General features: G+C 50.6%; 33 protein-coding genes. 1 reads left to right on the plus strand and 32 read right to left on the minus strand.

Annotated features, from left to right (window positions below):
- Window positions 1-42: 42 nt before the first annotated feature.
- From V2546_RS01585 to V2546_RS01595, 3 genes are all read right to left on the minus strand, one after another.
- Entirely contained in the window at window positions 43-2,124 is a 2,082-nt protein-coding gene (locus V2546_RS01585; RefSeq protein ID WP_329751384.1) for a YgiQ family radical SAM protein, read from the minus strand.
- Between the two features lie 195 nt (window positions 2,125-2,319).
- Window positions 2,320-2,976: an HAD family hydrolase gene (locus tag V2546_RS01590; protein ID WP_215703018.1), complete on the minus strand. Its 657-nt coding sequence runs from the start codon at window positions 2,974-2,976 to the stop codon at window positions 2,320-2,322.
- A complete protein-coding gene (locus V2546_RS01595; RefSeq protein ID WP_118322720.1) occupies window positions 2,973-3,719 on the minus strand; it encodes a pseudouridine synthase in 747 nt (248 codons plus the stop codon). Before V2546_RS01595 ends, V2546_RS01590 begins: the two co-directional genes overlap by 4 nt.
- Before the next feature lie 269 nt (window positions 3,720-3,988).
- On the opposite strand from V2546_RS01595, the gene V2546_RS01600 reads away from it, so the two are divergent.
- Entirely contained in the window at window positions 3,989-5,083 is a 1,095-nt protein-coding gene (locus tag V2546_RS01600) for a hypothetical protein (RefSeq protein ID WP_329751385.1), read from the plus strand.
- Window positions 5,084-5,170: 87 nt separating this feature from the next.
- Here V2546_RS01600 and V2546_RS01605 read toward each other — a convergent pair whose 3' ends face one another.
- The 29 genes from V2546_RS01605 to V2546_RS01745 all read right to left on the minus strand — a co-directional run bounded on the left by V2546_RS01605 (window position 5,171) and on the right by V2546_RS01745 (window position 26,586).
- Window positions 5,171-5,764, minus strand: coding sequence for an ATP synthase subunit B family protein (locus V2546_RS01605; protein WP_118297966.1), 594 nt, complete (start codon window positions 5,762-5,764; stop codon window positions 5,171-5,173).
- Between the two features lie 21 nt (window positions 5,765-5,785).
- Entirely contained in the window at window positions 5,786-6,283 is a 498-nt protein-coding gene (coaD, locus tag V2546_RS01610; protein ID WP_118322729.1) for a pantetheine-phosphate adenylyltransferase, read from the minus strand.
- A 143-nt stretch (window positions 6,284-6,426) separates the two neighbouring features.
- Window positions 6,427-6,981, minus strand: coding sequence for a 16S rRNA (guanine(966)-N(2))-methyltransferase RsmD (rsmD, locus tag V2546_RS01615; protein WP_118322725.1), 555 nt, complete (start codon window positions 6,979-6,981; stop codon window positions 6,427-6,429).
- A gap of 486 nt (window positions 6,982-7,467) precedes the next feature.
- Entirely contained in the window at window positions 7,468-7,683 is a 216-nt protein-coding gene (locus V2546_RS01620) for an alpha/beta-type small acid-soluble spore protein (RefSeq protein WP_118297964.1), read from the minus strand.
- A gap of 151 nt (window positions 7,684-7,834) precedes the next feature.
- Window positions 7,835-8,701, minus strand: coding sequence for a peptidoglycan editing factor PgeF (pgeF, locus tag V2546_RS01625; protein WP_118298056.1), 867 nt, complete (start codon window positions 8,699-8,701; stop codon window positions 7,835-7,837).
- A gap of 153 nt (window positions 8,702-8,854) precedes the next feature.
- Window positions 8,855-9,202 (minus strand): YraN family protein, encoded by a 348-nt coding sequence (locus V2546_RS01630; protein ID WP_329751386.1) that lies wholly within the window; start codon window positions 9,200-9,202, stop codon window positions 8,855-8,857.
- 127 nt (window positions 9,203-9,329) lie between these two features.
- Window positions 9,330-9,974, minus strand: coding sequence for a ribonuclease HII (locus tag V2546_RS01635; protein ID WP_118297962.1), 645 nt, complete (start codon window positions 9,972-9,974; stop codon window positions 9,330-9,332).
- A 41-nt stretch (window positions 9,975-10,015) separates the two neighbouring features.
- Window positions 10,016-10,864: a ribosome biogenesis GTPase YlqF gene (gene ylqF, locus V2546_RS01640; protein ID WP_118297961.1), complete on the minus strand. Its 849-nt coding sequence runs from the start codon at window positions 10,862-10,864 to the stop codon at window positions 10,016-10,018.
- 24 nt (window positions 10,865-10,888) lie between these two features.
- A complete protein-coding gene (gene lepB, locus V2546_RS01645; RefSeq protein WP_329751387.1) occupies window positions 10,889-11,434 on the minus strand; it encodes a signal peptidase I in 546 nt (181 codons plus the stop codon).
- A gap of 132 nt (window positions 11,435-11,566) precedes the next feature.
- Window positions 11,567-11,914 carry a 50S ribosomal protein L19 gene (rplS, locus tag V2546_RS01650; RefSeq protein ID WP_118297959.1) on the minus strand — a complete coding sequence of 116 codons (348 nt, stop codon included), beginning with the start codon at window positions 11,912-11,914 and terminating at the stop codon, window positions 11,567-11,569.
- 192 nt (window positions 11,915-12,106) lie between these two features.
- Window positions 12,107-12,856 (minus strand): tRNA (guanosine(37)-N1)-methyltransferase TrmD, encoded by a 750-nt coding sequence (trmD, locus tag V2546_RS01655; RefSeq protein WP_329751388.1) that lies wholly within the window; start codon window positions 12,854-12,856, stop codon window positions 12,107-12,109.
- A gap of 12 nt (window positions 12,857-12,868) precedes the next feature.
- A complete protein-coding gene (gene rimM, locus V2546_RS01660; protein WP_118297957.1) occupies window positions 12,869-13,384 on the minus strand; it encodes a ribosome maturation factor RimM in 516 nt (171 codons plus the stop codon).
- Window positions 13,385-13,537: 153 nt separating this feature from the next.
- Window positions 13,538-13,765, minus strand: coding sequence for a KH domain-containing protein (locus V2546_RS01665; RefSeq protein ID WP_015554337.1), 228 nt, complete (start codon window positions 13,763-13,765; stop codon window positions 13,538-13,540).
- A 14-nt stretch (window positions 13,766-13,779) separates the two neighbouring features.
- Window positions 13,780-14,022 carry a 30S ribosomal protein S16 gene (gene rpsP, locus V2546_RS01670; RefSeq protein WP_015554336.1) on the minus strand — a complete coding sequence of 81 codons (243 nt, stop codon included), beginning with the start codon at window positions 14,020-14,022 and terminating at the stop codon, window positions 13,780-13,782.
- A 77-nt stretch (window positions 14,023-14,099) separates the two neighbouring features.
- Window positions 14,100-15,464: a signal recognition particle protein gene (gene ffh / locus V2546_RS01675; RefSeq protein ID WP_118297956.1), complete on the minus strand. Its 1,365-nt coding sequence runs from the start codon at window positions 15,462-15,464 to the stop codon at window positions 14,100-14,102.
- An 18-nt stretch (window positions 15,465-15,482) separates the two neighbouring features.
- Window positions 15,483-15,824 carry a YlxM family DNA-binding protein gene (ylxM, locus tag V2546_RS01680; RefSeq protein WP_015554334.1) on the minus strand — a complete coding sequence of 114 codons (342 nt, stop codon included), beginning with the start codon at window positions 15,822-15,824 and terminating at the stop codon, window positions 15,483-15,485.
- Between the two features lie 168 nt (window positions 15,825-15,992).
- Window positions 15,993-16,412, minus strand: a complete 420-nt coding sequence (locus V2546_RS01685) for a twitching motility protein PilT (protein ID WP_118297955.1) — start codon at window positions 16,410-16,412, stop codon at window positions 15,993-15,995.
- A 20-nt stretch (window positions 16,413-16,432) separates the two neighbouring features.
- A complete protein-coding gene (locus V2546_RS01690) occupies window positions 16,433-16,660 on the minus strand; it encodes a hypothetical protein (RefSeq protein WP_215703014.1) in 228 nt (75 codons plus the stop codon).
- A gap of 22 nt (window positions 16,661-16,682) precedes the next feature.
- Window positions 16,683-17,651: a D-alanyl-D-alanine carboxypeptidase family protein gene (locus V2546_RS01695; protein WP_215703013.1), complete on the minus strand. Its 969-nt coding sequence runs from the start codon at window positions 17,649-17,651 to the stop codon at window positions 16,683-16,685.
- Entirely contained in the window at window positions 17,651-18,046 is a 396-nt protein-coding gene (locus V2546_RS01700; RefSeq protein WP_118297952.1) for a methylglyoxal synthase, read from the minus strand. Before V2546_RS01700 ends, V2546_RS01695 begins: the two co-directional genes overlap by 1 nt.
- An 11-nt stretch (window positions 18,047-18,057) precedes the next feature.
- Window positions 18,058-19,188: an FtsW/RodA/SpoVE family cell cycle protein gene (locus V2546_RS01705; protein WP_118529795.1), complete on the minus strand. Its 1,131-nt coding sequence runs from the start codon at window positions 19,186-19,188 to the stop codon at window positions 18,058-18,060.
- Between the two features lie 3 nt (window positions 19,189-19,191).
- A complete protein-coding gene (gene minE / locus V2546_RS01710; protein ID WP_118297950.1) occupies window positions 19,192-19,476 on the minus strand; it encodes a cell division topological specificity factor MinE in 285 nt (94 codons plus the stop codon).
- On the minus strand, window positions 19,477-20,268 hold the full coding sequence (gene minD, locus V2546_RS01715; protein WP_118297949.1) for a septum site-determining protein MinD: 792 nt from the start codon (window positions 20,266-20,268) through the stop codon (window positions 19,477-19,479).
- 230 nt (window positions 20,269-20,498) lie between these two features.
- Window positions 20,499-21,164, minus strand: a complete 666-nt coding sequence (locus tag V2546_RS01720) for a septum site-determining protein MinC (protein ID WP_329751389.1) — start codon at window positions 21,162-21,164, stop codon at window positions 20,499-20,501.
- Window positions 21,165-21,279: 115 nt separating this feature from the next.
- A complete protein-coding gene (locus V2546_RS01725) occupies window positions 21,280-24,159 on the minus strand; it encodes a penicillin-binding transpeptidase domain-containing protein (RefSeq protein WP_329751390.1) in 2,880 nt (959 codons plus the stop codon).
- A complete protein-coding gene (gene mreD / locus V2546_RS01730) occupies window positions 24,152-24,682 on the minus strand; it encodes a rod shape-determining protein MreD (RefSeq protein WP_346011246.1) in 531 nt (176 codons plus the stop codon). The genes V2546_RS01725 and mreD overlap by 8 nt, the downstream gene beginning before the upstream one ends.
- Window positions 24,675-25,520, minus strand: a complete 846-nt coding sequence (gene mreC / locus V2546_RS01735) for a rod shape-determining protein MreC (RefSeq protein WP_118297945.1) — start codon at window positions 25,518-25,520, stop codon at window positions 24,675-24,677. Before mreC ends, mreD begins: the two co-directional genes overlap by 8 nt.
- Window positions 25,517-26,224 carry a RadC family protein gene (gene radC, locus V2546_RS01740; RefSeq protein ID WP_118297944.1) on the minus strand — a complete coding sequence of 236 codons (708 nt, stop codon included), beginning with the start codon at window positions 26,222-26,224 and terminating at the stop codon, window positions 25,517-25,519. Before radC ends, mreC begins: the two co-directional genes overlap by 4 nt.
- A 110-nt stretch (window positions 26,225-26,334) precedes the next feature.
- A complete protein-coding gene (locus tag V2546_RS01745; protein WP_118297943.1) occupies window positions 26,335-26,586 on the minus strand; it encodes a DUF4321 domain-containing protein in 252 nt (83 codons plus the stop codon).
- Window positions 26,587-26,645: the final 59 nt, after the last annotated feature.

Below are 26,645 nucleotides of genomic sequence, written 5' to 3' on the forward strand. Positions count from 1 at the left end.
ATGTTGACCGGTATCTGTTCTGATATGATCCCGGACCGTTCTTTATTTCCTGTTTCTTCCCTGCTGCGGTCTTGGTTTCGGCTTCCTGCCGCCGGTCTGGCCTGCCATCCCTTTCGCCCTGCCTGATACGGTCTGACGGCTGTCATTTCTGGTTTTTCCGGCCTGCGATGCGAAGCGGCTGTCATTTCTGCTCTTCTCGGACCGTGACGCAGCGCGGCCGTTATTTCCGCCATGTCTTTCGCCATCTCTCCGGACGGAACCGCCTCTGCCGGAAGCTGCCTTTCCCGAATGACCGGAATGGTCTCCGCCCGCCATGTCTTTCGCCATCTTCCGCGGCTTGATCAGGCATTTCTGGTCGAATCCGATCAGATCCTCTCGTCCGGCCTTGATCAGTGCCTCTTTTACAAGATCATAGTTGTCCGGATTCCGGTACTGGATCAGGGCACGCTGCATCGCCTTTTCATGCGGGTTCGTCGGCACATAGACCGGCTCCATCGTCCGCGGATCGAGTCCCGTGTAGTACATACAGGTCGATATCGTCGACGGTGTCGGGTAGAAGTCCTGTACCTGCTCCGGCATGTAGCCGAGGTCTCTCAGGTGTTCCGCAAGCTCCACTGCCTCTTTCAGCGTGGAACCCGGGTGGGAGGACATGAGATACGGGACAAGGTACTGCTTTAACCCGAGCTTCTCATTCATCTTTTTATATTCCTGCGCGAACTTCTCGTAGACCGCATTTTCCGGCTTTCCGAGAAGGCGGAGGACCTGGTCGGAGACATGCTCCGGCGCGACCTTCAGCTGTCCGCTGACATGGTACATGCAGAGTTCCCGGAGGAAATCCTTCTTTTTATCTGCGAGCACATAATCGAAACGGATTCCGGAACGGATAAAGACCTTCTTGACCTTCGGAAGCGCCCGGAGTTTCCTGAGGAGTGCGATATAATCCGTGTGATCCGCGATCAGGTTCTCGCATGGCTTCGGGAACAGACACTGTTTTCCCGGACATGCTCCGTATTTCAGCTGTTTCTTGCAGGCCGGGAAGCGGAAGTTCGCCGTCGGACCGCCGACATCATGGATATAGCCTTTGAAATCCGGCTCGTTTGTCAGATATTTGGCCTCCTCGATGATAGACTCATGGCTCCGAACCTGGATGATCCTGCCCTGGTGGAAGGTCAGCGCACAGAAGCTGCAGCCGCCGAAGCAGCCGCGGTTGCTGATGAGGCTGAATTTCACCTCAGAGAACGCCGGGATCCCGCCCGCCGCGTCGTAGGACGGATGCCATTTTCTCATATACGGGAGCGCGTAGACATCATCCATATCCTGGATGGAGAGCGGTTTTGCCGGTGGGTTCTGGACCACATATAAATTGTCGCGGTACGGCTCCACCAGGCGTTTTCCGGAGAACGCATCCGTATTCTTATACTGGATCCCGAAGCTCTCCGCATACCGTCTTTTATCCGTTTTGATCTCATCATAGGACGGCAGGATCACCGCATCGTAGACGGAATCCAGACTGTCCGTTTTATAGACGGTTCCGTCGATGAATGTGATGTCCTTCACATCAAGCCCGGAATTTAAGGCGTCCGCGATCTCAACGATCGACTTTTCCCCCATTCCGTAGGAGATCAAATCCGCCTGAGAGTCCACGAGGATCGAGTGTTTTACTTTGTTTGACCAGTAATCGTAGTGTGCGAGACGACGTAAGCTCGCCTCGATCCCACCGATCACGATCGGGATGTCTTTGTAGACCGAGCGGATCAGGTTGCAGTAGACAACCGCCGCGTAATCCGGCCGTTTTCCCATCACACCGCCCGGCGTGTAGGAATCTTTATCGCGCCTTCTTTTCGAGACGGAATAATGGTTTACCATCGAGTCCATGTTTCCGGCGCTCACGAGGAAGCCGAGTCTCGGTCTTCCGAGGATCTGGATGCTTTCCTTATCCTTCCAGTCCGGCTGGGCGATGATCCCGACTTTATATCCGTAGGATTCCAGCACACGGCTGATGATCGCCGATCCGAACGACGGATGATCCACATAGGCGTCCCCGCACACATAGACGAAATCGCACTGATCCCAGCCTCTTTTTTCCATATCTGCCCGGCATACCGGGAGAAAATCATGTATCATATTCCATGTCCTTCATATATTGTTTCCAGCCACCGCCAGTCTGACATATTTGTTCCGAACTTACCGTGGTCTGCCGTAGGCGGAGAACCCAAACTTTCATCCCCCGCCGTTATTATGTTTTTTGTATTTCTTTCTGCATCTCCAGCGAATTTCCAGCTTAGGAAAGTCACTGTTTTCACTGAAATATTTGCAGCTTTATAAAAGTTCTCTGTAATCCGCGATCACCGCGTCCGCGAGTGCTCGTTTCTCGTCCATCAGGTCTTTTGAGAAATCATCCTCCACGGCGATCACCGGCATTCCTGCCGCTTTGCCCGCCATGATCCCGGCCGGGATATCCTCAAATACGAGGCACTCCTCCGGCTTTACGCCAAGGCGCTTCGCCACTTCCAGGTAAATATCCGGCTCCGGTTTTCCGTGAGCCACCTCGCAGGCCGTCACCACCACGTCGAAATATTCCTTCACATTTAAGGAAGTCAGGACCGCGTCCACAATCTCGCTTCCGTTGCTGGTCCCGATCCCCGTGCGGATCCTGTTCTCTCTGCAGTATTTTAAAAACTCCGGCACACCCGGCTTCAGCGGGACCTCATAGCGGTACTTGTCGATCGACATCTGAACCCAGATTGCCTTGATCTCGTCCAGGCTTAACGGAAGCTTAAACCGTTCCTTAAAATACACGGCCGTCTCCGAAAAGCTCATTCCTTCAATGGCTCTCTGAAGATCCTCCGGGCACTCGTAACCATACGCTCCAAGGAATTCGATATCGATGGCTTCCCACATCCACATGGAATCCACCAGGGTCCCGTCGAGGTCAAAAAGCATCGCTTTTTTATGATCCAAAAAATTTTTTATCATAAGTTTTCCAACAACTCCCGTTCTTTATCCGTCAGTTTCCGGTACTCACCGGGTTTTAATGTCGCATCCAGCTTCAATGGTCCCATGGACAGGCGTTTCAGGTGGACAACCGGACAGCCGACTTCCTCCATCATACGCTTTACCTGATGGAATTTTCCCTCGTGAAGAGTCAGACTCACCAGACTCTCCGCCTCCGTCCCTGTCTCCGGATCCCCGGCCTTCCTCTCCAGGATCTCGAGTTCCGCCGGCATGCAGGAAAGTCCGTCCGAGAGTTCCATCCCGTCACGGAACTTCTGTACCGCTTCATCCGGGACAAGTCCCTCACATCTCGCCTCGTAGACCTTATCTACATGGTGACCCGGGGCAAGAAGGCGGTGGGCAAGCGCCCCATCGTTTGTGATGAGGAGCAGACCTTCCGTATCGATATCAAGACGTCCCACCGGGAAGAGATCTTTCCTCTGCTTTTCATCGATCAGGTCCACGACCGTCTCCCTGCGGCGGTCCTCCGTCGCCGAGATCACGCCCTGCGGTTTATTCAAAAGATAATATTCCAGTTCCACGTACTCCACCGGCGCATTGTCGAGCAGGATCGTATCTTCGCCCTTCCGGATCTTTGTCTCCGGTTTTTTCACGACCTCGCCATTCACCTTGATCCGTCCTTTCCGGATCATCTCCTTGAGCTCCGTTCTCGTACCTTTTCCCATATCAGCCAGATATTTGTCCAGCCGGATTGCTTTTTCCAAATATTTCTCTCCTTCCGATCACGCGCTCTCCGACATTTCCACAGCCGCACCCGCAGACTTTCCAGGTTTCGGACTTTATCCCGGAAATGCATTTTAAACAGAAAAGCGCACTATATTTATCATATCAAAATTCCGGGGAAAGTACAATGAAAATAATAGAAAGAGTTCTGCAGCATCGGCGGGCAGGTTACAGTACGCGGGCAGTGCTTTTTTCGTAAGATCCGGATGCGGCCATGAATCCTGAAAAAATTCTGCAAAAAGGAGTGTTTATGATAAAACGAGCTTTTCTGATCTTGCTCTGCTTGATCTTTATGATCTTTCACGCGGATCTCGTAACAAAAGGGGCTGTGTCCGGACTTCTTTTGTGGTATTCCTCCGTCGTCCCGGCGCTTTTTCCGTTTATGGTACTGTCTTCCGTTCTCTCCGCCTCCGGCGGGGTCCAGGCACTCATGCGTCCGTTCACGGTAATCTTCCGCTTTGCCGGACTGTCGGCGGACGGCTGGTATGTTCTCCTCACCGGTCTTCTCTGCGGCTGCCCCATGGGAGCAAAGACATGTGCCGATCTTTACGCGGAAGGGCGGATCAGCTCCGGGGAGGCGAAATTTCTCTTTGCACTCTGCAATCATCCAAGTCCCATGTTTCTCGCAGGTTTCGTCTGTCCCATGTTTGCTTCCCAGGTCCCGTTGTCATATTTTGTCTTTTCTATCTACGCACCTCTACTCCTTCTCGCGGTCCCGGCCAGCCTGATCTACCGTAGAGAACACGTCCGGGCCTCCTTTCCGGCCAGCATCACCGCAAAGGCACAGACGAAGCATTCCGCGATCGCTCTCAACGCCGCGATCATGAATCCTGACGCTCCATCTGTCAGCAGGCTGACCAGACCCGCGATCACACTCGACGCCGCGATCATGAATTCCGCGGAGATTCTCGTAAAAATCGGCGGATATCTTATCTTTTACTCCATCCTGATCCTCGTTGTCCGGAACATTTCCCGGATCCCTGCCCCGGTCCGGCTGTTTCTCTGCGGCAGTCTGGAGATCACCACAGGGATCCGGACGGTTCATAACTCCCTTCCGTATCCGGTTTCCGCCGTCGCCGCAGCTGCCATCTTTTCCTTCGGAGGCTTTTCCGCCCTGTCGCAGACAAATGCGGTGATCCAAAGCGAGAAGTCCCATCAGAACTTTCCGGCAGATAAAGAAGAAAGTTCTCCGGTGCATGGAAATTTCCCGTTAAACAATAAGCGAATAAAAAAAACTGCCGGACTCTCCATCCGGCAGTATCTTCTCTGGAAAATTGCCCATTCCGCCCTGGCTGCTGCATTTATGGCAGTTCTCACCGGCATTCTGGGATTTCACTTTTTTTAAATATCGGTTCTCATAAAATACCACTCCCGCATCCTCTCGCAGATCCGGTCCGGTCAGGCCGGTACGCCGTCGACAGCGTTTCCGCAATCAAGCCTCAGTGGAATCCTGTTTTTCCGGCTCAGCGCTCTCCTCTTTTTCAGTGATGATCCCGGAGGAAAGCTCCTTTCTGTTGGAGGAGACGATATCATAGCTGGACTTCATGGAATTCATGAATGCGTCGAAGCGGCCCTGAGCGCCCTCCATCGTGTGGTTCATGATCGTCTGGAGACTCTTTAACATATCATCGGTATACTGGATCGAACCCTGACGGACACTGTTCGCATCAGCGACCGCATTGTCAACGATCGTCTGAGCCTGCGCCTGCGCCTGCTCGATGATCTCATTTGCCTGGGCATAGGCTCTCTGCATGATCTCGTGTTCATTTACAAGCTCGTTTGTCTGAGCAGTTGCCTCTGCGAGCATCGCATCCGCTTTGCTGTGAGCATCGGAAAGGATCGCGTCCTGATTGCTGATGATCTTCTGATACTGCTTGATCTCATCCGGGATTCTTAAACGGAGCTCGACTAAAAGCTCGTCCAGTTCCTCTTTATTTACGATGATCTTTGATGTAGATAACGGCTGAAATTTACAGCTGTCGATGTATTCCTCAATTTCATTGATTAACTGTTCAATTCTGCTCATGTTGTTTCCTTTTCCTTTCCCTTACGCCTGACTGCCCTGTCTCTCACGCAGTCTCTTATGTACTTCATCCGCCACATAAGGCGTTACAAAATTTGAAATATCGCCGCCGTAAGCCGCTACCTCTTTCACGGTACTGGAACTTAAATACGCGTACTCGAGACTTGTCGTCAGGAATACTGTATCGATACTCGTATCCATCACGCGGTTTAACTGGGCGATCTGGAGCTCATATTCAAAGTCAGTGATCGCGCGGAGTCCGCGGACAACGGCGTTCGCGCCGCATTCTTTCGCGAAGTCAACGGTAAGACCCGCAAAACTTTTTACCTCCACGTTCGGAATGTCTTTTGTGACCTCTTTTAACATCTTAACACGTTCTTCCACGGAAAACAATGGCGTTTTCGCACGATTATTAAGAACGCCGATGATCAGATGATCAAACAGCTTTGACGCACGTCTGATCACGTCGATATGTCCCAGTGTAACCGGGTCAAAACTTCCCGGATAAATTGCTTTTTTCATAATTTCTGTCTCACACCGCGAAAACCCGCGGTTTTTCTCCTCATTTTATATCGTTCCGTTTTTGTATTTTGACCCGGCTTCAGCCTTCAGTCTCTGACCGCCGGATCTGTCTTCCCTTTTTCAGTCCCCTGAACAGATGATTCTTAATTTTTTCTCAGGAATACATGCTTATTCGTCTTATATTCCTTACTCTTCTCAATCTCATACCCGAGCGCTCCAGCCCAGGAAAAATCAGTATCGAGAGCTTCCTCGACGATGATCAGCGTCTCCTCATCCGCAAGAGAAGTGTCCCTCAGCGCTTCCAGCACCTTCTTCGGAAGATCCATCCGGTACGGCGGATCCATAAAGATAAAATCAAACGCCTTTCCTTCCCGGTCAAGCTTCCGGATCGCCTCTGTCACATCCGCGGACATCACACGAGCCCTCTCTTCCAGATGGGTCGTCTTCAGATTATCCCGGATACAGGAAATCTGTCCGTCTCCCTTGTCCACAAAGACCGCTTCCTTCGCCCCACGGCTCAGCGCCTCGATCCCGATCGCCCCGCTTCCCGCAAAAAGATCCAGAAATCTCGCCCCGTAAAGATCATTCTGAAGCATATTAAACAGAGTCTCCTTGATCCTGTCCGTAGTCGGTCTCGTCTCCATTCCCTCGACCGTCTTTAAAAGCAGCCGTCTCGCACTGCCTGCGATTACTCTCATATCTCAACCTCTAACTCATAAAATACCACTGCAATTTTTATTCTCCGCCCCATTATAATCGTATTTTTTCTATTATACAAGTGTTTTCTGAGCCTTTTTCAGACATTGCATAAACCAACGATAAACTTCCTCCCCGCTGTCACACCCCCACTCTTTTCGCCCCACCATCCCACAGCGGTGAGTTTCCGCCTGGGAGCGCCTTGATCCGGGGATCTGGCTTCCTCTTAGCTCGCGGGTGACTGCGTTGGAAAAAAGATGATACTTGTTTGAGCGCAGCGAGTTGTATCATCTTTTTTCCGCCTTTAGCAATCTCCCGCAAGCTTAGAGGAACCATCCCCGCATCCCCGGGCGCTCCCAGGCGGAAACTCACCGCGTACTCTCGCCAATCACCTCACACAGAAAAAAGCCTCCGTGAGGCAACCAGAATCAATAGAATTCTGTCTCTCCTCGCGAAGGCCTCTCCCTCAGATGCTCAGGCTCTAACCCTTATTTGCCCGCCATCTTCTTCTCCTGCTCCTCGATCATCTTCTTAACCATATAGCCGCCGACGCTGCCGTTCTGGTAAGAAGTCAGATTGCCGTTGTAGCCGTTTGTAAGCGGCACTCCGAGCTCATCCGCGATCTCCATTTTGAATTTGTCCATCGCTTCCTTTGCTTCCGGAACTACTACACGGTTAGAAGAAGAACTGCTTGTGTTAGACATAAGATACGCCTCCTTTTAGTGTAATGCCTTTCCTGCTCTCGCATCGGGCATGTTTGATGGTACGTTCCTAGTATGATCGTCCTGAAAAATAATACACTGGAAGGTTTTTCGTCAAATGTCATTTTTTGCGAACCCCCGCATTCTCACACGCCTAATTCTCCTTAAGCGCAAGAAACGCGCAGAGATTCCCTCGCTTCTCTCCCATCGCCCGGTGGGAAAACAACTTATCCGGATTGCATCTCGTGCAGATATCAGTGACGGAAATATTTTTTTCCGGGACTCCGGCCTCCAGAAGGATCCGTCGGTTCGCCTCCCAGAGATCCAGCTGCCTCTTTCCGATCATGCCCGTCTTCGACGGCAGAACGATCGCCCTGCAGTCTTCCTTAGAAAACGCGTCATAAAACTTGTCCGCAACATCCTCTCCAACCTCGTAGCAGTCACTGCAGATACTCGGTCCCACACAGCAGACAAGGTCCTCCGGCCGGCTTCCGTATTCCCGCTTCATGGCCGCCACCATCTTTTCTCCCATACGGTTCACGGTTCCTCTCCAGCCCGAATGGGCGAGTCCGATCGCACGATGCTTCGGATCCACAAAGTATAACGGCACACAGTCTGCAAAAAACGTCACGAGCGTCACACCCGGCATATTGGTCAGGAGACCGTCAATATCCCGGTAATCCCGTTCCTTCACAACTCCCTTTCCAAGATCATCTTCCGATACAACGCGGATATTTGTCGTGTGCGTCTGCCAGGTTAAGACCATCTTTTCCCGCTTTACGCCGAGCGCCGCCGCCATCCTGCTGTAATTTTCCAGCACATGTTCCCGGTTGTCACCGCGTGTGAAAGAGAAATTCATGGTCGAATACCAGCCTTCGCTGACACCTCCCATCCGCGTGGAAAACGCGTGAGTGACGATCCCGGTTGCATCAAGTGCCGGGAATGTCAGGTAGGTGACACCGTTATTTGTCACTTCCTTCATATGATCCGCCGCATCTGTTTTTCTGATCCACTGATCCATAATTTTCCCCTTTCCGAGATATCTCATGCAGAATTTTTTCATTCAACGATATGCGCCGTTCTCAGCCATGCGGAAAGTACGCATGCTTGTTCCGGATACACGATCAAAAGCATAATGGATTTTTGCGAGTCCCACGTACATTCGGCCTGAACCTTAAAATGCATCCCTGATATATGTGATCTCATCCCCATCGATCCCCGCCGCATCAAACCGGCACGGTGTCTCCTCCGGAAGCTGGTGGGAATACAGATAATAGACTGCCGCATTCCGGATCCGAAGAGCCTTTCTGTGGTCGATCGCTTCCAGCGAAAACCCAGCTGAACCACTGGCACGGTATTTCACCTCGATAAACACGAAATAGCTTCTATCTTTCGCAATAATATCGATCTCGCCCTGTTTACAGCGGTAATTCCGCTCCAGGATCACAAATCCGTTCTGTTTTAAAAAGGCAGCGATCTTTTCCTCATAGATGCTGCCCACTGCCCGATTATTTCTTGTCACAAAAATCCCCCATCGATGACTCGCTCAGCTTTGTTTCTCTGATACCGCATTGCTCCGCACTTCGTGCTCCCGCAATGCTCAAAAGCATTCATAATCCGCTCATTTTTCTTCGAAAAATGGCTGCTTATCACACAAACTTCGTAATAAATGTACGTCTGTGGATCGGGGTCGGTCCGAACTCTTTCAGCGCCGCGATATGTGCGGCAGTTCCGTATCCCTTATGCTTTGCGAACCCATACTCCGGGTATTCCTTATCATACTCTTCCATCATGTGGTCCCTGGTGACCTTTGCGAGGATGCTTGCCGCCGCGATGGAAACGCTCTTCGCATCGCCCTTGATGATCGGCACCTGCGGGATCGCAACCTGCGGGATCGTCACCGCATCGTTTAAAAGGATCTGGGGCGCCGGGTCAAGTTTCGCGATCGCCTGGCGCATCGCCTCATAAGTCGCCTGCAGGATGTTGATCTCATCGATCCGCTCAGGACCCACGATCCCCACCGACCAGGCGATCGCTTTCTCCTTGATCTCCAGGAACAGTTCCTCTCTCCGGCTCTCAGAGAGCTTTTTCGAGTCGTTTAAATAAAGGATCTGGCAGTCCTTCGGCAGGATCGCCGCACCGGCCGCAACCGGCCCTGCAAGAGGTCCGCGGCCCGCCTCATCGATCCCGCAGATAAACGCACAGTCCTCATACTGTCTCTCGAACTCCCGCATGAGGGAGAGGCGTTCCAGCTCCTTTTCCAGTTTTTCTCCGGTCAGCACACGTCTTGCCATATTTCTTTACTCCTTATCCCTGCGTATTCATGTTCCACACTTTATTCCGCCGGCATCTCCAGCGTGATCCTTCCGAGCTTTCCGCCGCGGAATTCATCAAGAAGAAGTCTCGCCGCCTTTGTCAGATCATTCACGCCTCCCTTTGTCAGGCATGCACGCGCCGTTGCAATCTCATCGAGGAGCTCATACGGCTTCTTTCCTTCCTCCTCGATCCCGTAACGCTCTTTTAAGAGACCAGGAGTGATCTCCTTAAGATATCCCGCAAGTTCGGAAGCCAGTTCATCTTTCTCCAGGATCTCATCGTTGATGGAGCCTAAAAACGCCAGTAAAAGACCAACTTTCTGGTCCTCAAATTTCGGCCATAAGATACCCGGAGTGTCGAGAAGCTCCACCTGCTTATTTAAACGGATCCACTGATTTCCCTTTGTGACGCCAGGTTTGTTTCCCGTCTTCGCAGCTGCTTTTCCGGCAAAGCTGTTGATGAACGTGGATTTTCCGACGTTCGGGATCCCGACCACCATCGCACGCACCGGGCGGTTTAAGATACCGCGCCTTCTGTCGCGCTCGATCTTCTCCTTACATGCCTCCTGGATCAGGGCATTCAGCTGTTTTAACGTCGCTTTCGCTCTTGCATCGATCTTCATGACCTGGAAGCCCTGTCCCTCAAAATAGGAGATCCATGCGGCATTTGCCTTCTCAGAAGCAAGATCCGCCTTATTTAAAAGGATCACACGGCCTTTTCCGGCTGCGAGGCTGTCAATATCCGGATTGCGGCTGGCAAGCGGCGCTCTCGCATCCACAAGCTCGATCACGAGGTCTACAAGTTTCACGTCCTCTTTCATGGCGCGTTTCGCCTTTGTCATATGGCCTGGATACCACTGTATATTCATAGTAATCGTCTCCGTCCTTTCCTGCTACCGGACGAAACCAAGTCTGGAAAATGGCTGAAACCGCAGCCAGACGCGTCCGATGAGATTTTCCCGTTTTATATTTCCAATGCCGGAAAACCGGCTGTCTTCACTTGATTCACGGTTGTCACCCAGGAGAAAATATTCATCATCCCCGAGCTCGACCGGATACTCGGCTGCCCCGGCGATCGTCGCCTCGGCAAGTCCGTTTTCCGCTTTTAAGAGTTCCCCATTGATATAGACGGATCCATTTTTGATCTGGACCGTCTCACTGGGAAGTCCGATGATCCTCTTGATCCCCGGCTGCTGTCCTTCCCGTTCAAAGACGACAACATCAAATCGGACCGGTTTCCCGACATCATATGCGAGCCGGTTTATCAGCACCACATCTCCGGACTCCAGCACGGGTTTCATGGAACTTCCATTCATCTCAACCCTGCTCCCAAAACAAAACACGAGATAGCACGCAAGAGCGATCATGACTGCGCAGTCGACCGCCCATTCCGTGATCCGGTGAAGCCTGTTCGGTTCCTTTTTCTCAAAAAATTCCATGAAGGGACCTCCTGAATCCATGACAGAACATCTGTACTTTATGCAAGGGGAATTCCTGCTGTTTTAGTAAAAACAAAGGGACAATTTTCATTGCCCCTTTGATCTACTGACTCTCTGTACAGTTATTATGAATTATTTTACTAATTCTTTAACCTTTGCAGCTTTACCTACTCTTGTTCTTAAGTAGTAAAGTTTCGCGCGGCGAACTTTACCTCTTCTTACAACCTCAACGTTCTCAACAGACGGAGAATGAAGCGGCCATGTCTTCTCAACGCCGATACCGTTGGAGTTCTTTCTTACTGTGAAAGTCTCTCTAACGCCGCCGTTCTGTCTCTTGATAACAGTTCCCTCGAAGATCTGGATTCTTTCACGGTTTCCCTCTTTGATCTTAGCGGATACTCTTACAGTGTCACCTACGTTGAAGCTCGGTACAGACTCTTTTAACTGTGCAGCTTCGATATTCTTGATAATGTCGTTCATTGATATGAACCTCCTTAAAGTATTCGATGTTCTTACCCGCATCTTCTTTTCCTGCGGCAGCGGAACATCTCTTATGATTTAAGTCTCCGTATTGACAGGGTTCTCCCGTCTTTCGGATACCACAGTTTTGTATTTTATCATACCGCAAGCCAAAATGCAAGCGGTTTTCTCATATATCGTGCAATTTTTTGGTCACGGTTTTTCGGTCTCCTGCTGTCTCAGCAATTCATCCAGAAACTTCTGCTCCTTTTTCGAAAGGACAGCGTCCTCCAAAAGTTCCGGGCGGTTCTTCAGTGTGCGGATGATCGACTGCTCCCTGCGCCATTTCTCGACATTTGCATGATGCCCGGAAAGAAGAATATCCGGCACTTTTTTGCCCATGAACACTTCCGGGCGCGTGTACTGCGGATACTCCAGAAGGTTATCGTGGAATGTCTCGAACTCCGCAGACACATTGTTGTTCAGCACTCCCGGGACAAGTCTTGAAATACAGTCGATCATCATCATCGCCGGAAGCTCTCCTCCTGTGAGGACATAATCTCCTGCGGAGAGGTAATCTGTCGCGATCATCTCCAGAACGCGCTCATCGACCCCCTCATAGTGACCGCAGAGGAACACCAGATCCTCCTCCTTCACGAGATCTTCCGCAATATTCTGATTGAAAGTCTTTCCCTGGGGAGTCATGTAGATCACACGCGGTTTCTTTCCGATCTTCTCGACAAGTGCCTCATAAGCGCGGTAGATCGGCTCCGCCTGCATGACCATCCCGGCGCCGCCGCCGTAAGGATAGTCGTCCACCTTTCCGTGGCGCTCCAGCGTATAATCGCGGATATTCACCGCCTCAAACGATACGATCCCCTTCGCTGCCGCGCGGCCGAGAATGCTGGTCTCCAGACCGTTCATGATCATCTCCGGGAACAGGGTAAGTACATGAAAATTCATCGCGGCCTCCCCTTACAGATCCAGAAGTCCCGGAAGAACATGGACAAGCATCTCTTCCTTATCAAGATCCACATCGAGAATGCAGTCGTGGATCGCCGGGAGAAGAAGTTCCTTTCCCTCCGGTGTCTTTACACAGTAGACATCGTTTGCTCCTGTCTCCATCACATCCGTCAGCGTTCCGAGCGTATCCCCTTCGTCCGTGACAACAGTAAGTCCGATGAGGTCGGTGATAAAGAATTCGTCCTCCTGAAGAGGCACTGCCTGGTCTCTTGTGATCAGAAGGTCCTTCTGGCGCCATCCTTCCACCTCGTTCATAGTGTCAACCCCGTCGAATTTCAGGATGACCATGTTTTTGAAGAATTTTACCTGACGGATCTTTAACTCCCGGCTTTCTCCTCTTCCGAGGTCCAGGATCACATGATCTAATTTTTTAAAGCGCATCGCGTCATCGGTGGTCGGATAGACCTTCACCTCGCCGCGCACGCCGTGCGGGGAGGTAATGACGCCTACACGAAGATATTTTTCCATATTTGTCTCCTATCGTAACTGTGAGGGAACCCGGGCAGTCAGCTCCTGTCATTCTATCAAGCACGGCACGGCTGATACCTGCCCGCAGAAACCGTCTCTGATAACAGAAAGGGGACTGCAGCCGGGAAAAATCCTGTCCACAGTCCCTCACGATTACTGAATTTCAACAATCACTTTCTTATCCATCTTGGAAGAAGCCGCCTTCACAACGGAGCGGATGGCTTTCGCGATCCTTCCCTGCTTTCCGATCACCTTTCCCATATCGGTCGGGGCAACCTTGAGCTCGATGACGATCTCTTCTTCTTTTTCAGATTCCGTAACAACGACTTCATCTGGATTATCAACCAGCGCTTTGGCGATAACTTCTACCAATTCCTTCATTGAATCCACCTCGATTACTGGATACCGGCTGCCTTTAAGAGCTTAGCAACAGTCTCAGTCGGCTGAGCGCCTGTTCCTAACCACTTCTTAGCTGCTTCCTCGTCGAATTTGATGGTGCTCGGCTCTGTGTTCGGATCGTAGTATCCAACCTCTTCGATGAAGCGACCGTCTCTCGGGGAACGGGAATCTGCAACGATAATTCTATAGAAAGGAGCCTTCTTCTGACCCATTCTTCTTAATCTCATCTTAACTGCCATGACAATTTCACCTCCTTGGTTTCTTTGTGTATCAGCCATGCGGGAATCGCATTTGCCTTCTTATCATAATGCGGTACTTAGAATGGTAATTTCATCTTTCCAAGCATACCGCCCAGTCCGCCAAGCCCTTTCCGCTTTCCGCCTCCCATCATTCCAGGAAGCTGCTTCATGAGCTTTTTCGACTGTTCAAACTGTTTGACGATCCGGTTCACCTCGGCAATATCTACTCCGGCGCCCTTCGCGATCCTCTGTTTTCTCGACGGATTCAGGAGTGACGGGTTCGCCCGCTCTTCCTTCGTCATTGAGAGAATGATCGCCTCCACTTTATCCATGGATTTCTCGTCTATTTCAACATTTCCCTTCATCTGGGCCATTCCCGGCATCATGTTCAAGATGCTGTTCATTCCGCCCATCTTTTTGATCTGACGCATCTGATCAAGGAAATCGTTAAAATCAAATTCTGCTTTGCGAAGTTTCTGGCTCATCTCTTTCGCCTTCTCTTCGCTCACCTCAAATTCGGCTTTCTCAATCAGGGAAAGGATATCACCCATTCCAAGGATTCTCGAAGCCATACGGTCCGGATAAAACTGTTCCAGGTCAGAGAGCTTCTCGCCCATACCGACGTAGAGGATCGGTTTTCCCGTCACGGCACGGATCGATAACGCCGCACCGCCTCGTGTATCACCATCAAGCTTTGTTAAGATCACGCCATCGACGCCGATCTTGTCATTAAAGCTTCCGGCAACATTGACTGCATCCTGACCGGTCATCGCGTCGACAACGAGGATCGTCTGGTCGACATCGACTGCTTCTTTGATGTTGACGAGCTCATCCATCATGGACTCATCGATCTGAAGACGTCCTGCCGTATCGAGGAATACAAGATTCATGCCTTCTTTTCTGGCATGTTCCACAGCGGCTTTTGCGATATTCACCGGATTCTGGTTATCTCCCATTGTGAAAACCGGAACTCCGACTTTCTCACCGTTTACCTGTAACTGCTTGATCGCAGCTGGTCGGTAGACGTCGCAGGCCGCAAGAAGCGGCTTTCTGCCTTTTGCCTTGAACTTTCCGGCAAGTTTTGCCGTAGTCGTTGTTTTACCTGCGCCCTGAAGACCGATCATCATGATGACCGTGATCTCATTCTGGGGCTTTAAGGCAATCTCTGTGGTCTCGGAACCCATCAGTTTTACGAGTTCTTCGTTTACAATTTTTATTACCATCTGTCCCGGAGTCAGGCTCTCTAAGACATCCTGTCCGATCGCTCTCTCCTGTACAGAACTGATAAACTGTTTAACAACTTTAAAACTTACGTCGGCTTCCAGGAGAGCCATCTTGACTTCCTTCAGGGCAGCTTTTACATCCGCCTCTGACAGTCTTCCTTTGCCTCTTAAGTTTTTAAAGACATTCTGTAATTTATCGGCTAAACTTTCAAATGCCATGAAAACTCTCCCTCTGGCTTACAGCTTCCCGATCTCCTCGGAAATTGCTTCGATCCTGTCGATCAGGGATCGGTCGCCGTCCTTTTTATATTGGCCAGCCAGTTCCTTAATCTCTTCTACCATTTTCTTTGTCTGGTTGAATTTCTCGACAAGCTTCAGTTTTTCCTCGTATCCGGAAAGAATCTTGTCACAGCGCTTCACCAGGTCATGCACGCCCTGTCTGCTGATTCCCTGTTCTTCGGCGATCTCGCTGAGGGACATGTCATTAAATACCACATCTTCATATACACGCCGCTGGTGCTCCGTCAGGAGCTCTCCATAGAAATCATACAGAAGACCCTGTGCTACAATTTTTTCCATATCAGGTCACCTGCGATATCATACTATAAACGGTGATGGTTGTCAAGTGTTTTTGCTTGACATTTTATTTATTTTTTTCGCAGCGTAGAATTTCCGGCTTATAAAACATAAACACCCGCCATCAGGCAGGTGTTTATGTACTCTTACTTATAGGAAGGAGCGATTGTTTTATAATGCTACCAGCACCATATCTTTTGCAGATTCCGGAAGTTCTTCACCATCCATGGATACGCTTAATACAAAGTTTACATGGTACTTTGTACTGATCTGATCCAGCTCTGCGAGAGTTGCAGTGATATCTTCTCCCTCAAGACCGGCGAGCTTTAAGAAACTGTCAAGATACATAGCCTCGAGATCGTGATCCTGGGAAATAATTCCGCAGATGAAACCGATAAAGCCTTCAGCCGTACTTACGGAGAACTCAGCCACGTTGATTAAGCGGATCTTGTTGTTAAGCTCGTACATATGTTTCGAACTTTTATCAAGGTAAACGATTGAACCTTTTGCCTCTTTTACAGCTGTGTTAGCCATGTCAAGTAAATATTTAGTTTTTCCTTTTCCCTTCCGTCCTGCGATGATCTGAACCATAATGCACTCCTCCTTGGATTTTATATATTTTGTATAAAAAATCTCTTGTTTGTAAATTTATTATAGACTATTTGCTGAAAATTTGCAACCATTATTTCTAAATTTCGAAATAATTTCATACAAAAGCAGAATGTACTTCCAACACCGGCAGAATCTGCTGTCGACAGTTCTTTACGGTTGCCCGGGAGTAAAAACAGGACATGAAAACCTTCGGATCCCCCGAAAACTTTCATGTCCTGTTCATTCACGTATTCTTCCTCCTGTTTTCTGCTACCGGTCGATCTTCTCCATGATCGTCGACATATCCGAATAGAGAGCATCGCGGCTGTCCGCATGCATCACGACAGATGCGTACTCTTTCCCGTCCGCGTCCTTCTCCCCCATGATCAGGCAGTAGCCCGCCGCCTGGGTGGTTCCGGTCTTTCCTCCAAATACGGAGAGTCCATCCGGCATTTCCCTCTTTCCGAGCATGTAGTAGTTGCTGACACTCCAGGATGCGGTTTTATCCGATCCGTCCGCCCCTTTATAGGACGCCGTGTATGTCTTCGTTCCGATAATATCCCGGAACTTCTCATACTTTAACGCCTCATGGAACATCAAATAAAGGTCGTAGGCGGTCATATAGTGGTCCTCGTTCGTCAAGCCGTTGGCATTTGCAAAATGCGTCCCTGTGGCACCGATCCGGGCTGCTTCCTCGTTCATCATTTCAACAAATCCTTCGATCGATCCGCCCATATGAACTGCGATCGCGTTTGCCGCGTCGTTTCCCGACGGGATCAAAAGACCATAAAGAAGCTGCTCCAGTGTCAGCTTATCTCCGGGAACAACCCCCGCCATGGAGGAACCGCTCTCCGTGATTACCGACTCCTGAGGAACCGTCACCATATCTTCAAGATTTCCATATTTCAGGGCGACAAGCGCCGTCATAACCTTCGTCGTGCTGGCAGGATTTCTGCGTTCAAAAACATCCTGCGCAAATACGGCATTTCCCCCATCGAGCGGAAATACCCCGGCAGACTGCGCTGTGAGTGTTCCGTCTCCGTCGATCCCATCCGTTACCACCGCCAGGTCTGCCGCAAAGCCGTCCGCCGTTCTTCCGCTGCCTGAAGATGCGAACGTCTCGATCCTCTGATCCAGGGCGTAGGTATTTCCCGTATCTGCAAGTCCGGCGCAGCCAGTCGCGCCAAGAATCAGGCAGAACCCCACGATCCCCGGGATCCATCTTTTCTTCTTACTCATTACTTATACATCTCACGCCACTCAAGATCTCCGCGATCCAGAGCCTTGATCAGAAGCTCTGCTGTCGCAAGGTTTGTCGCAAGCGGGACGTTGTGGATATCGCAGAGTCTCACCGCCTTGTTGACATCCGGCTCGTGGGACTTCGGTGACAGCGGGTCTCTCAGGAAGATCACAAGATCGATATCATTGTTCTCGATCTGTGCTCCCATCTGCTGCTCCCCGCCAAGGTGGCCAGGAAGGAATTTATGGATATTTAAATTTGTGACTTCCTCAATGAGTTTTCCGGTCGTTCCGGTCGCATAGAGGTTATGTTTACTTAAGATCCCTTTATACGCGATACAGAAGTTCTGCATCAGTTTCTTTTTGGAATCATGCGCGATCAGTCCAACATTCATAAGAATACCTCCTAGAATTCCAGTTTATTTTGCTGCAGTCCGACGTTTAAAAGAACGCCGATGCCGATATAAAGACTTACCAGAGAACTTACACCATAACTGATAAATGGAAGCGGAAGTCCGGTATTCGGGAAAATCCCGGTGGCAACCGCAATGTTTGTAAATGCCTGGAATCCAACGAGAGCAGCCATCCCCGTACAGAGGAGCTTTCCGGTCAGATCTCTCGTTCTCCCTGCCATTCGCAGGCATTCAAATACGAAGAGAAGGTAGAGAACCAGCACAAGCATGCAGCCCACAAACCCCATCTCCTCACCGATCACGGCAAAAATAAAATCGGTGTGTTCCTCAGATAAGAAATTTCCGTTTTTTACGGAAATGGCCGTCTCGTTGAGCAGACCTTTTCCATACAGCATTCCCGATCCGATCGCCATCTTTGAGTTATCCTGCTGGACATTTAAGTCTGCGAATTTTCCCGGATTGATGAAGGCGAGGATTCGGTTTACCTGATATCCTGTCAGGAACGGAACAGCGCCCCGCTCAGCAAGAAATACCGTGAGTGCCAGCCCCGGGATCCCAACAGCAGCCGCGCCGATGATCCACTTATAGCTGAGTCCTGCGACAAAGATCAGGCATACAATAATGAACACGATAACGATACTCGTGGACAGGTCCGGCTGTTTCATAATGAGAAGCAGCGGAACCGCAGCAAAAGCCCCGACGATGATCAATGTGCGGGGATCGTTGATCTTCTCCTGATTTCGCTGCAGAAACCAGGAGAAGAAAATGATCAGACCGATCTTAACAAATTCCGACGGCTGGAAGCGTCCGATCACAGGAAGTGTGATCCAGCGTCTCGCACCCGTTCCGGCTCCTCCAAACTGTCCTGCGACAATGATCGCCAGCAGGATCGCCACACAGGCAAGATAGATCACGCCGGTACAGCGCATCAGTTTGTGGTAATCCATCAGAGCCAGGAAGATCATGATCACCAGTCCGCCAAAAAGGCCGATCAACTGGCGGTTGATATAGCTTCTGTCTCCGTTTACCGCACTGTTGATCACAAGAAGCCCGATCACATTTAACGCCAGGGCGTAGAACAACAGACGGAAATTGAAGTTTTTAAAATTGTATTCTGAAAGCATGTATTAAAATGTCCCCTTAACCAGCAGTTCCCGAACCGGAACACTGGCATACAGGACCGGGAGCTTTTCTCCCGCCTTTCTCTGATCCATGTGGATCACCTTGACCTCCAGTTGTTCCGGATCGATCATCATATATCTTGATATGACTTTTATCATGTCGTTTTTTAACATCTCCAGGATTTCCGGCGTACATCCGGCCCGGTCCGCGATCAGCAGAAATTCAAGCCGTTTTTTCGCGATACTTCCGGAATTTCTCCCTGTCAGGATATGGAACAGTCTCTTTTTCATTTATGCCCTCTTTAAGAGGCCGCTAAACATATGGAAGAATCCTTTGTTTTTCTCAAGCCCCATAAGCGGCACCTCCTGACCAAGTATCCGCTTACAGATGTTAAGATAAGCCTGTCCGGCAAAGGAATTCATTCCCACCAGAGGTTCCCCCTGGTTCGTGGAGATCACGATCTCCTCATCGTCCGGGATCGCGCCGAGGATCGGGATTCCAAGGATATCCGTCACATCTTCCATCGACATCATATCCCCCCTCCGGACCATATCCATCCGGATCCGGTTCACGATGAGATCCATCTTTGAGATTTCTTCCGCCTCCAGCAGGCCGATGATCCGGTCTGCGTCACGGATCGCCGATACCTCGGGAGTCGTGACGACAAAAGCACGGTCCGCTCCGGCAATGGCGTTTTTAAATCCCTGCTCGATCCCCGCAGGACAGTCTAACAGTACATAATCACACTCTTCTCTCAGATCATCCACCAGCTTTCGCATCTGACCGGGAGTCACGGAGGACTTGTCCCTGGTCTGGGCGGACGGAAGTAAAAACAGGTTCGGATATCTTTTGTCCTTTATCAGTGCCTGCTTCAGACGGCAATTCCCCTCCACGACGTCCACAAGGTTGTAGACGATGCGGTTCTCCAGTCCCATCACCACGTCGAGATTCCTGAGACCGATATCTGTATCGATCAGGATCACTTTCTCCCCGAGCATGGCAAGTCCTGTACCGACATTCGCTGAGGTCGTCGTCTTGCCAACACCCCCTTTTCCGGATGTAACAACAATGACTTCACTCATAAGAATATCCTCCTGTATTAAGTTATGAATGTACTCGCATCTCCTCTGTTTTCAGAGATTGATACCGGATTGGCAAAAGCTCAAAAATTTTCCTGCGGGCAGACCTGCACCCGTTTTCTGATCTTTGCCCCTGGTACCACAAGATATATTTTACATGAAAAAAGCAAAAAATTCCAGTAAAAAATAGATTTTATAAAAGCTTTATAAAAGGAAACTGATACGGACCTCTTTTATATAAAATTCAGCGCACTCAGAAAGCTCTTTTTGATCGGTTCTTCGACAACTTTTCCGTTCTCAGAGAGGATCATCATCGGACCGCGCCCAAGATGGCGTCCTTTCTCCGCTTTTTTCAGGGAAAGTCCCGCGATCCGGACCGATATCGGTGCCATCTCAAAAGCAACGATCACCGCATCCTCATTTCCGCAGATCCCCGCATGGGCCGCCCCGCGGAGCGCTCCTAAAATGATGATGTTCCCTTTTGCGCTGACTTTTGCTCCTTTTTCCACATCACCGATCACCACGATGCTGGCCTCTGATTCCAGCTCGTCCCCGTCCCGGAGATTCCCTTTATAAAACTGACCTGTGAGGGAAGACAGCTCCATCAGTCTCTCATTGAGTGCTTTCTCACATTTTCTCGTCCGGTTTCCGTCCGTGTCGAGAAGACACAGCACCTCGATATCGGAATTTTCCGTGATCGTCTGCACAACACGGTACTCTTCCTCTGGAGTCAGGTCCCGTCCCTCCAGGGTCAGCGTCATCTGGGCAGCTCCCCAGAATTTCGCCGTCGCCTTGAACTTCTTTGCAATCGCCTGAAGAACTTTCTCAAAATCCAGGTCTTTCTCCAGATAAACCGTCATTCCGGCTTTATTTCCCTTGATTACGACAGCTTCTTTCATCTTGAAATCCCCCTTTTATGTAACTTTGACAGGTGCGCCAGACCGCCGGTCCGTCAACGCCTTACAGCCCGGCAGTTTCGCCGGGCTGCAGCATTTTGTCTGTGCAGTGCGCAGACTAGTCTCCGATCTCTACGTTCGAAGAGTTCAGCGCACTGTTATTCAGAATGTAATTCAGGTCTGTATATCCGTAGTAGAACCGGTAAATATTTTTCGCCGCCGTCGCCGCGTTGGAGGAAGAATATCCGTATGGGATATTCACCGTCACCGCGATCTCCGGATTCTGGTATGGAGCAAAGGAAACGAAGAACGCGTGGTTGACGCGGTGTCCATTTTTTATCTCCTCGGCAGTACCCGTCTTACCTGCGATATCGACTTCCAGGTCACTGAAGATCTTCCTCGCAGAACCATCCGAGATTACACGGCGCATTCCGGTGTGGACAGCGTTCCATGTGGAATCTTTGACGTCGATGGTCGAACGTACTTCCGGTGTGAAATCTTTTAAGAGATTTCCCTGGGAATCCGTCATCTTGTCGAGCAGACTCAGTTTGAATACCGTTCCCTTATTGGCAACTGCCGTGATATATCTGGAAAGTTGGATATTGGAGTAAGAGTTTTTACCCTGTCCGATCGAAGATGCCTCCGGTTTCTCCGTCGTCATCTGCGGCTCTCTCTCAGCAATCTCGATTCCGGATGTCTCATCGAGTCCGAACATGGACGCATACTTTCGGATCTTCTCGATACCGAGTTCCGGTGAATAGTTTCCGTTTTCATCCATGGAGAGGCGGTGTCCCATCTCAGAGAAGAACACGTTGCAGGAGTTCTGGATGCCGTGGACCACATCGAGAGGTCCATGCTGTCCCGGGTAGATCCAGCAGCGCAGCGCCGGTGTGATCTCCTTGTAGATACCGGTACAGTTCACCGTATCATTCAGCCCGATCACGCCTTCCTCAAGAGCCGCCACCGCGATGATCGGCTTGAAGGTCGATCCAGGCGCCTTCTGTGCCTGTGTGGCATTGTTAAAGAGCGGCAGGGACTGATCGTTATTTAACTTGTTGTAATACTCCGCATCCACGGTTCCGGAGAACTTGTTGTTGTCGTAGCTCGGGTAGGTCACGAGTGCCCGCACCTCACCGGTGTTGACGTCCGTGATCACGGCACTGGCAGAACACGGGTCCAGGGCAAGCTGGGCAGGTGTGATCTCGATATCGGAGATCTTGTTTCTGATAAACTGGAATGCGTACTCATCTCCGCCCGCCTCCAGCATCCGGACTTCATTCTCGTCGTAAGCCAGAATATTCTGGTCATAGAGGGCGAGGCAGAGTTCCTTTCCGGACACGGTGCCGTTATTGACAAGGTAGCGGAAGATCTTCTTCGTGAACGCCGCATCGTTCTGCAGGTCATCCATCACATATTCCACGATCGTCTGGTAAATACTGTCCGCATCAGAGTATCTGGACTCGATCTTCAGCTTTGTCGTGTCGATCCAGCTCTCCGCGATCCCGTCGTACAGGTAATCCCTGAGGCTGATGGAATCGTTCTTCCATGCGTTGTATGTGTCAGACTCCTGGTCGATCTTGTCTGTCTGTATGATCCCACGGTCGGAAAGCAACGTATAGATATACTGCATGTAGGCAAACATGTCTTCCGGCAGGTCTGCCATCTTTCTCGCGGATCCATCCGTGAGCTCGCTCCGGATCTGTGCGAGGATCTGTTCTCTCGACTGGCTGTACTTCGCATAGATGTTTTTCTCTGTCTGGGACGCCTCCGGCGCGGAAAACGCTGCAAGGTCCAGGACATTGTTGTTGATCAGCTGGTAGTAGACATCCTTCACAGGGATCGGGATATTTGCCGCCTTCTTATAATCGTTGTCATCAAGATCACGGTTCACGAGCTTGCCCGTGATGATACCGGCAAGCTGCTGCTCCAGAATATGATACACACCGATCTGGAGATCCCGGTCCAGTGTCAGGTAGATGTCATGTCCTGCCTCCGGCTCTGTTCTCTTAACGACCTCAAGGATCCGTCCCATACTGTCCACATACATAGTCTGGGAACCCTTCTTTCCCTGAAGCTCCGTCTCCATGGATGCCTCGATCCCGGTCTTTCCGACAAGGTCCGTCAGCTCATAGTCCGGATTCGTCTCCCGGAGTTTTTCGAGCTCATCATCCCAGACTTTTCCGATGTATCCGATGATCGGTGCAAAATAAACGCTGTCATTGTATACACGGATCGTTGATTCCTCGATGCCGACGCCTTTTAAGTTCGCGGAGTTTTCGAGAACATCCGTCATCGTCTCCTTGCTGACGTCAGAGGCGATCGTGGTGGACTCATATTTCCGGTACGCGGTGAGTCCCATCGTATAGCGGATATTGATGATCCCGAGAGCTTCCTCATCGGTAAGTTCGATCGGGTTGTCATTGTCATCCGTCAGCTGGTCCAGACCGTAATATTTTACCCTGGCGTCAAAGACTTCCCTGGCCGTCACATCGGACGGATATTTTCCATCCGCGTCATCCAGTTCATCCGTCTTTTTTAATCCGTAATAGTCGCTCAAAAAGCGTTTTCTCGCCGCCTCGCTGGTGGTCGTGAAGATCATATTCCCGGAGGAGTCATAACCCACGGAAAAATCTCCTTCCACGTTCTCGCCGTGACGGTTTAAGATCCGGACAAGCTCCAGGAGCATCCGGTTTCTGTCGTTGGATCTTTTGTAATCTCCGTTATCCTGAAGCGTCACATTGTACGACAGTTTATTATATGCAAGAAGATTCCCGTTTCTGTCATAAATATTTCCGCGGGTACCGGCAAGACTGATCTTTTTTTCCGTCTTTGCCATATAGTTTTCCTGGTACTGCTCTCCTTCCATGATCTGAAGATTGAACAGGCGCATGCCAAGGATCGCGTACAGCCCCACAAATACCACCGCCAGGATCACAAGTCTTGACGACAGCAGCTTTTTCATAAACTCTTTCAGAATTTCAGAAAAATCGTTAAACAATCGTTGTGTCTCTCCTTTTTTCCATCTCTTCCAGTCTGCGGCTGATATAGAGGAACAGCCGGTACAGGATCAGTGTTGTCACCACGGTGAAGATCGTCTCCGGCAGGATAATGTTGATGAAATAATAGCCGAAATGTAATCTTCCCCGCACCAGGAAGCCGAATACATAAAGATAGAAATTATAAAACACTTCGTTCAGCGCTGAAAGCACCAGCGGCAGCGTAATATAGTCCTCATAATAATACTTCGTGCAGATTCCGTTTACATAGCCCATCCAGATAAAGATCAGCGTGTGAAATCCGAGCGGACCTCCGGACGAGAGGTCCATCAGAAGTCCCGCGATCAGTCCGTATCCCATCCCCCAGGCACTTCCCCGGATAAACCCGAAGGAAAAGACAAGGATCACCATGAGATTCGGATATACCGCCAGGAACGGCAGCAGCGGGAAAATACAGGTCTGCACGATAAATGCCAGGATCACCAGCAGAAAACTCGCGATGATCCGCTTCATATTGCTATTCATTGATCTCCGGCCCCGCATCCTTTAAGTCTGTAATCACCAGGACCTCCTGAAGTCTGTCGAATCTCGCGGCAGGGATCAGGTATCCCGATTTCGTCAGGTTGTCGTTGTAATCCACCGTGATGTCCGTCGCATACCCCACGAGGATCCCCGGCAGGAATTTTCCGCTGATATTGGAAGTGACGATCATGTCGCCATCCTTGATATCATCGTCCTTTTCCATATAGGAAAGCTTTAACCGGCCGTCTTTAAACAGCTGAAGATCTCCCGCGACGATACAGGAATCCCCGGACTGCTGCGCCATGGCGCTCACACGGCTGGAGTCATCGATGATCGAGCGGACTGTCGCGTAGTTCGCTCCCACATCTGTGACGATACCGACAAGACCGCCTCCGGCGATGACGTTCATATCCTCTTTGATCCCGTCATCGGATCCTTTGTCGATCCGGAATACGGAAAACCAGGAACTCGAGTCTTTTGCGATGATACGGGCACCGATCTTATGGTACTGCATATATTCCTGATCCAGTTCATAGAGACTTCTGAGGCGCTCCAGCTCGAACTGTTCCGAGCGGAGTCTCGTATTTTCCTCCGTCAGCTCATCCACTCTCGTCTTTAAGGTCTCATTCTCTGCCAGAGCCGTCTTCAGTTTTCCGACGCTGCTCAGTTCATTGTAGAGTCCGCCGCCGACCCTGTTCACACCGGACTGGATCGGCACCAGCACATATCCCACCGCGGTCCGCAGCGGATTTAAGATGCTTCCCCTGATCGTCGTAATACCGATCATACAGATACAGAGAAGCGACAGTCCAAATAGAAAATATTTCGTATTGTTTTTCATGTTTCAAAAATTCCCCGTTCTCTCAGGCTCACATAGGAATTATCTCCGATAATGATATGGTCCAGAAGCGGGACTCCCATGAGCTTTCCTGCTTCCATGACACGTTCTGTAAAGAGGCAGTCCTCCCTGCTCGGCGTCGGATCCCCGCTTGGATGGTTGTGGAGCAGAATGATCCCGCAGGCCCTGGACCGCAGCGCCTCGATAAAGATCTCCCGCGGCGTCGCGCAGGAGGCATTCACCGTTCCGATCGAGACTGTTGTATCCTTTAACAGAATGTTCTTTGTATTCAAAAGCAGAAGTTTCAGATTCTCCTGTTCCAGATGGCGCATTTCCTCCATATAGAATGCAGCCACCTTTGACGGCGCATCAAAAACGACCGTCTTTTCTGATGCCGCCGTTTTCCAGATCCTCGCCGAAAGTTCTCCGACGCACGCGAGCTGGATCGCTTTCACTTCCCCGACCCCGCGGATCTCTTTATAATCCTCCACGGCGCCATGGAGGAGTCCCGCCAGCCCCGGTGGATTTCCGGAATTCAGAATCTCCTCCGCCATCTCCCGCACCGGGATATTCTTTGTCCCGGATCGCAGGATCACCGAGAGGAGTTCCGCATCAGAAAGCGACGCCGGGCCTTTCTCCAGCACCTTCTCATAAGGGCGCTCCGAGACCGGCAGCCCCTTCATCGTCTTTCCACATTTCTTTTCCATACTGACATCCCGCCTTTCCGGTCTCTCCAGGTACACGGTGCGGCAGATATCCCCTTTTTGTCATCCGTACATTCCCCGGCTGACAGAAGTTTCCCGGAAAACAGATCTTCCTACAGGAAACGGTAGATCAGGATCGCAACGATCACGCCGATGATGCTCGCCATCGTGATCCGGATGCTGAGTCCGAACGTGATCACAAGGATCCCGAGGTTTAAGACGAGCGGATCGTTCAGTCCGAACGATTCCCCGAAATTTAACCAGGAAAGTCCCGGCACTCTCGCTGTCATCTCTCCGATAAAGCCTCCAAGAACGATCCCGGAAAGCAGAAGGAGAAGCAGGACCCAGGAGCTTTTACTTTTCATACTGTTGATTCCTCCCGATCGCCGGGACCGCATAGCAGTCCCGGCACTTTATGCACAGA

The sequence above is a fragment of the Clostridium sp. CM74B_53 genome (genome assembly GCF_036318045.1).
Taxonomy (GTDB): Bacteria; Bacillota; Clostridia; order Lachnospirales; family Lachnospiraceae; genus Pilosibacter.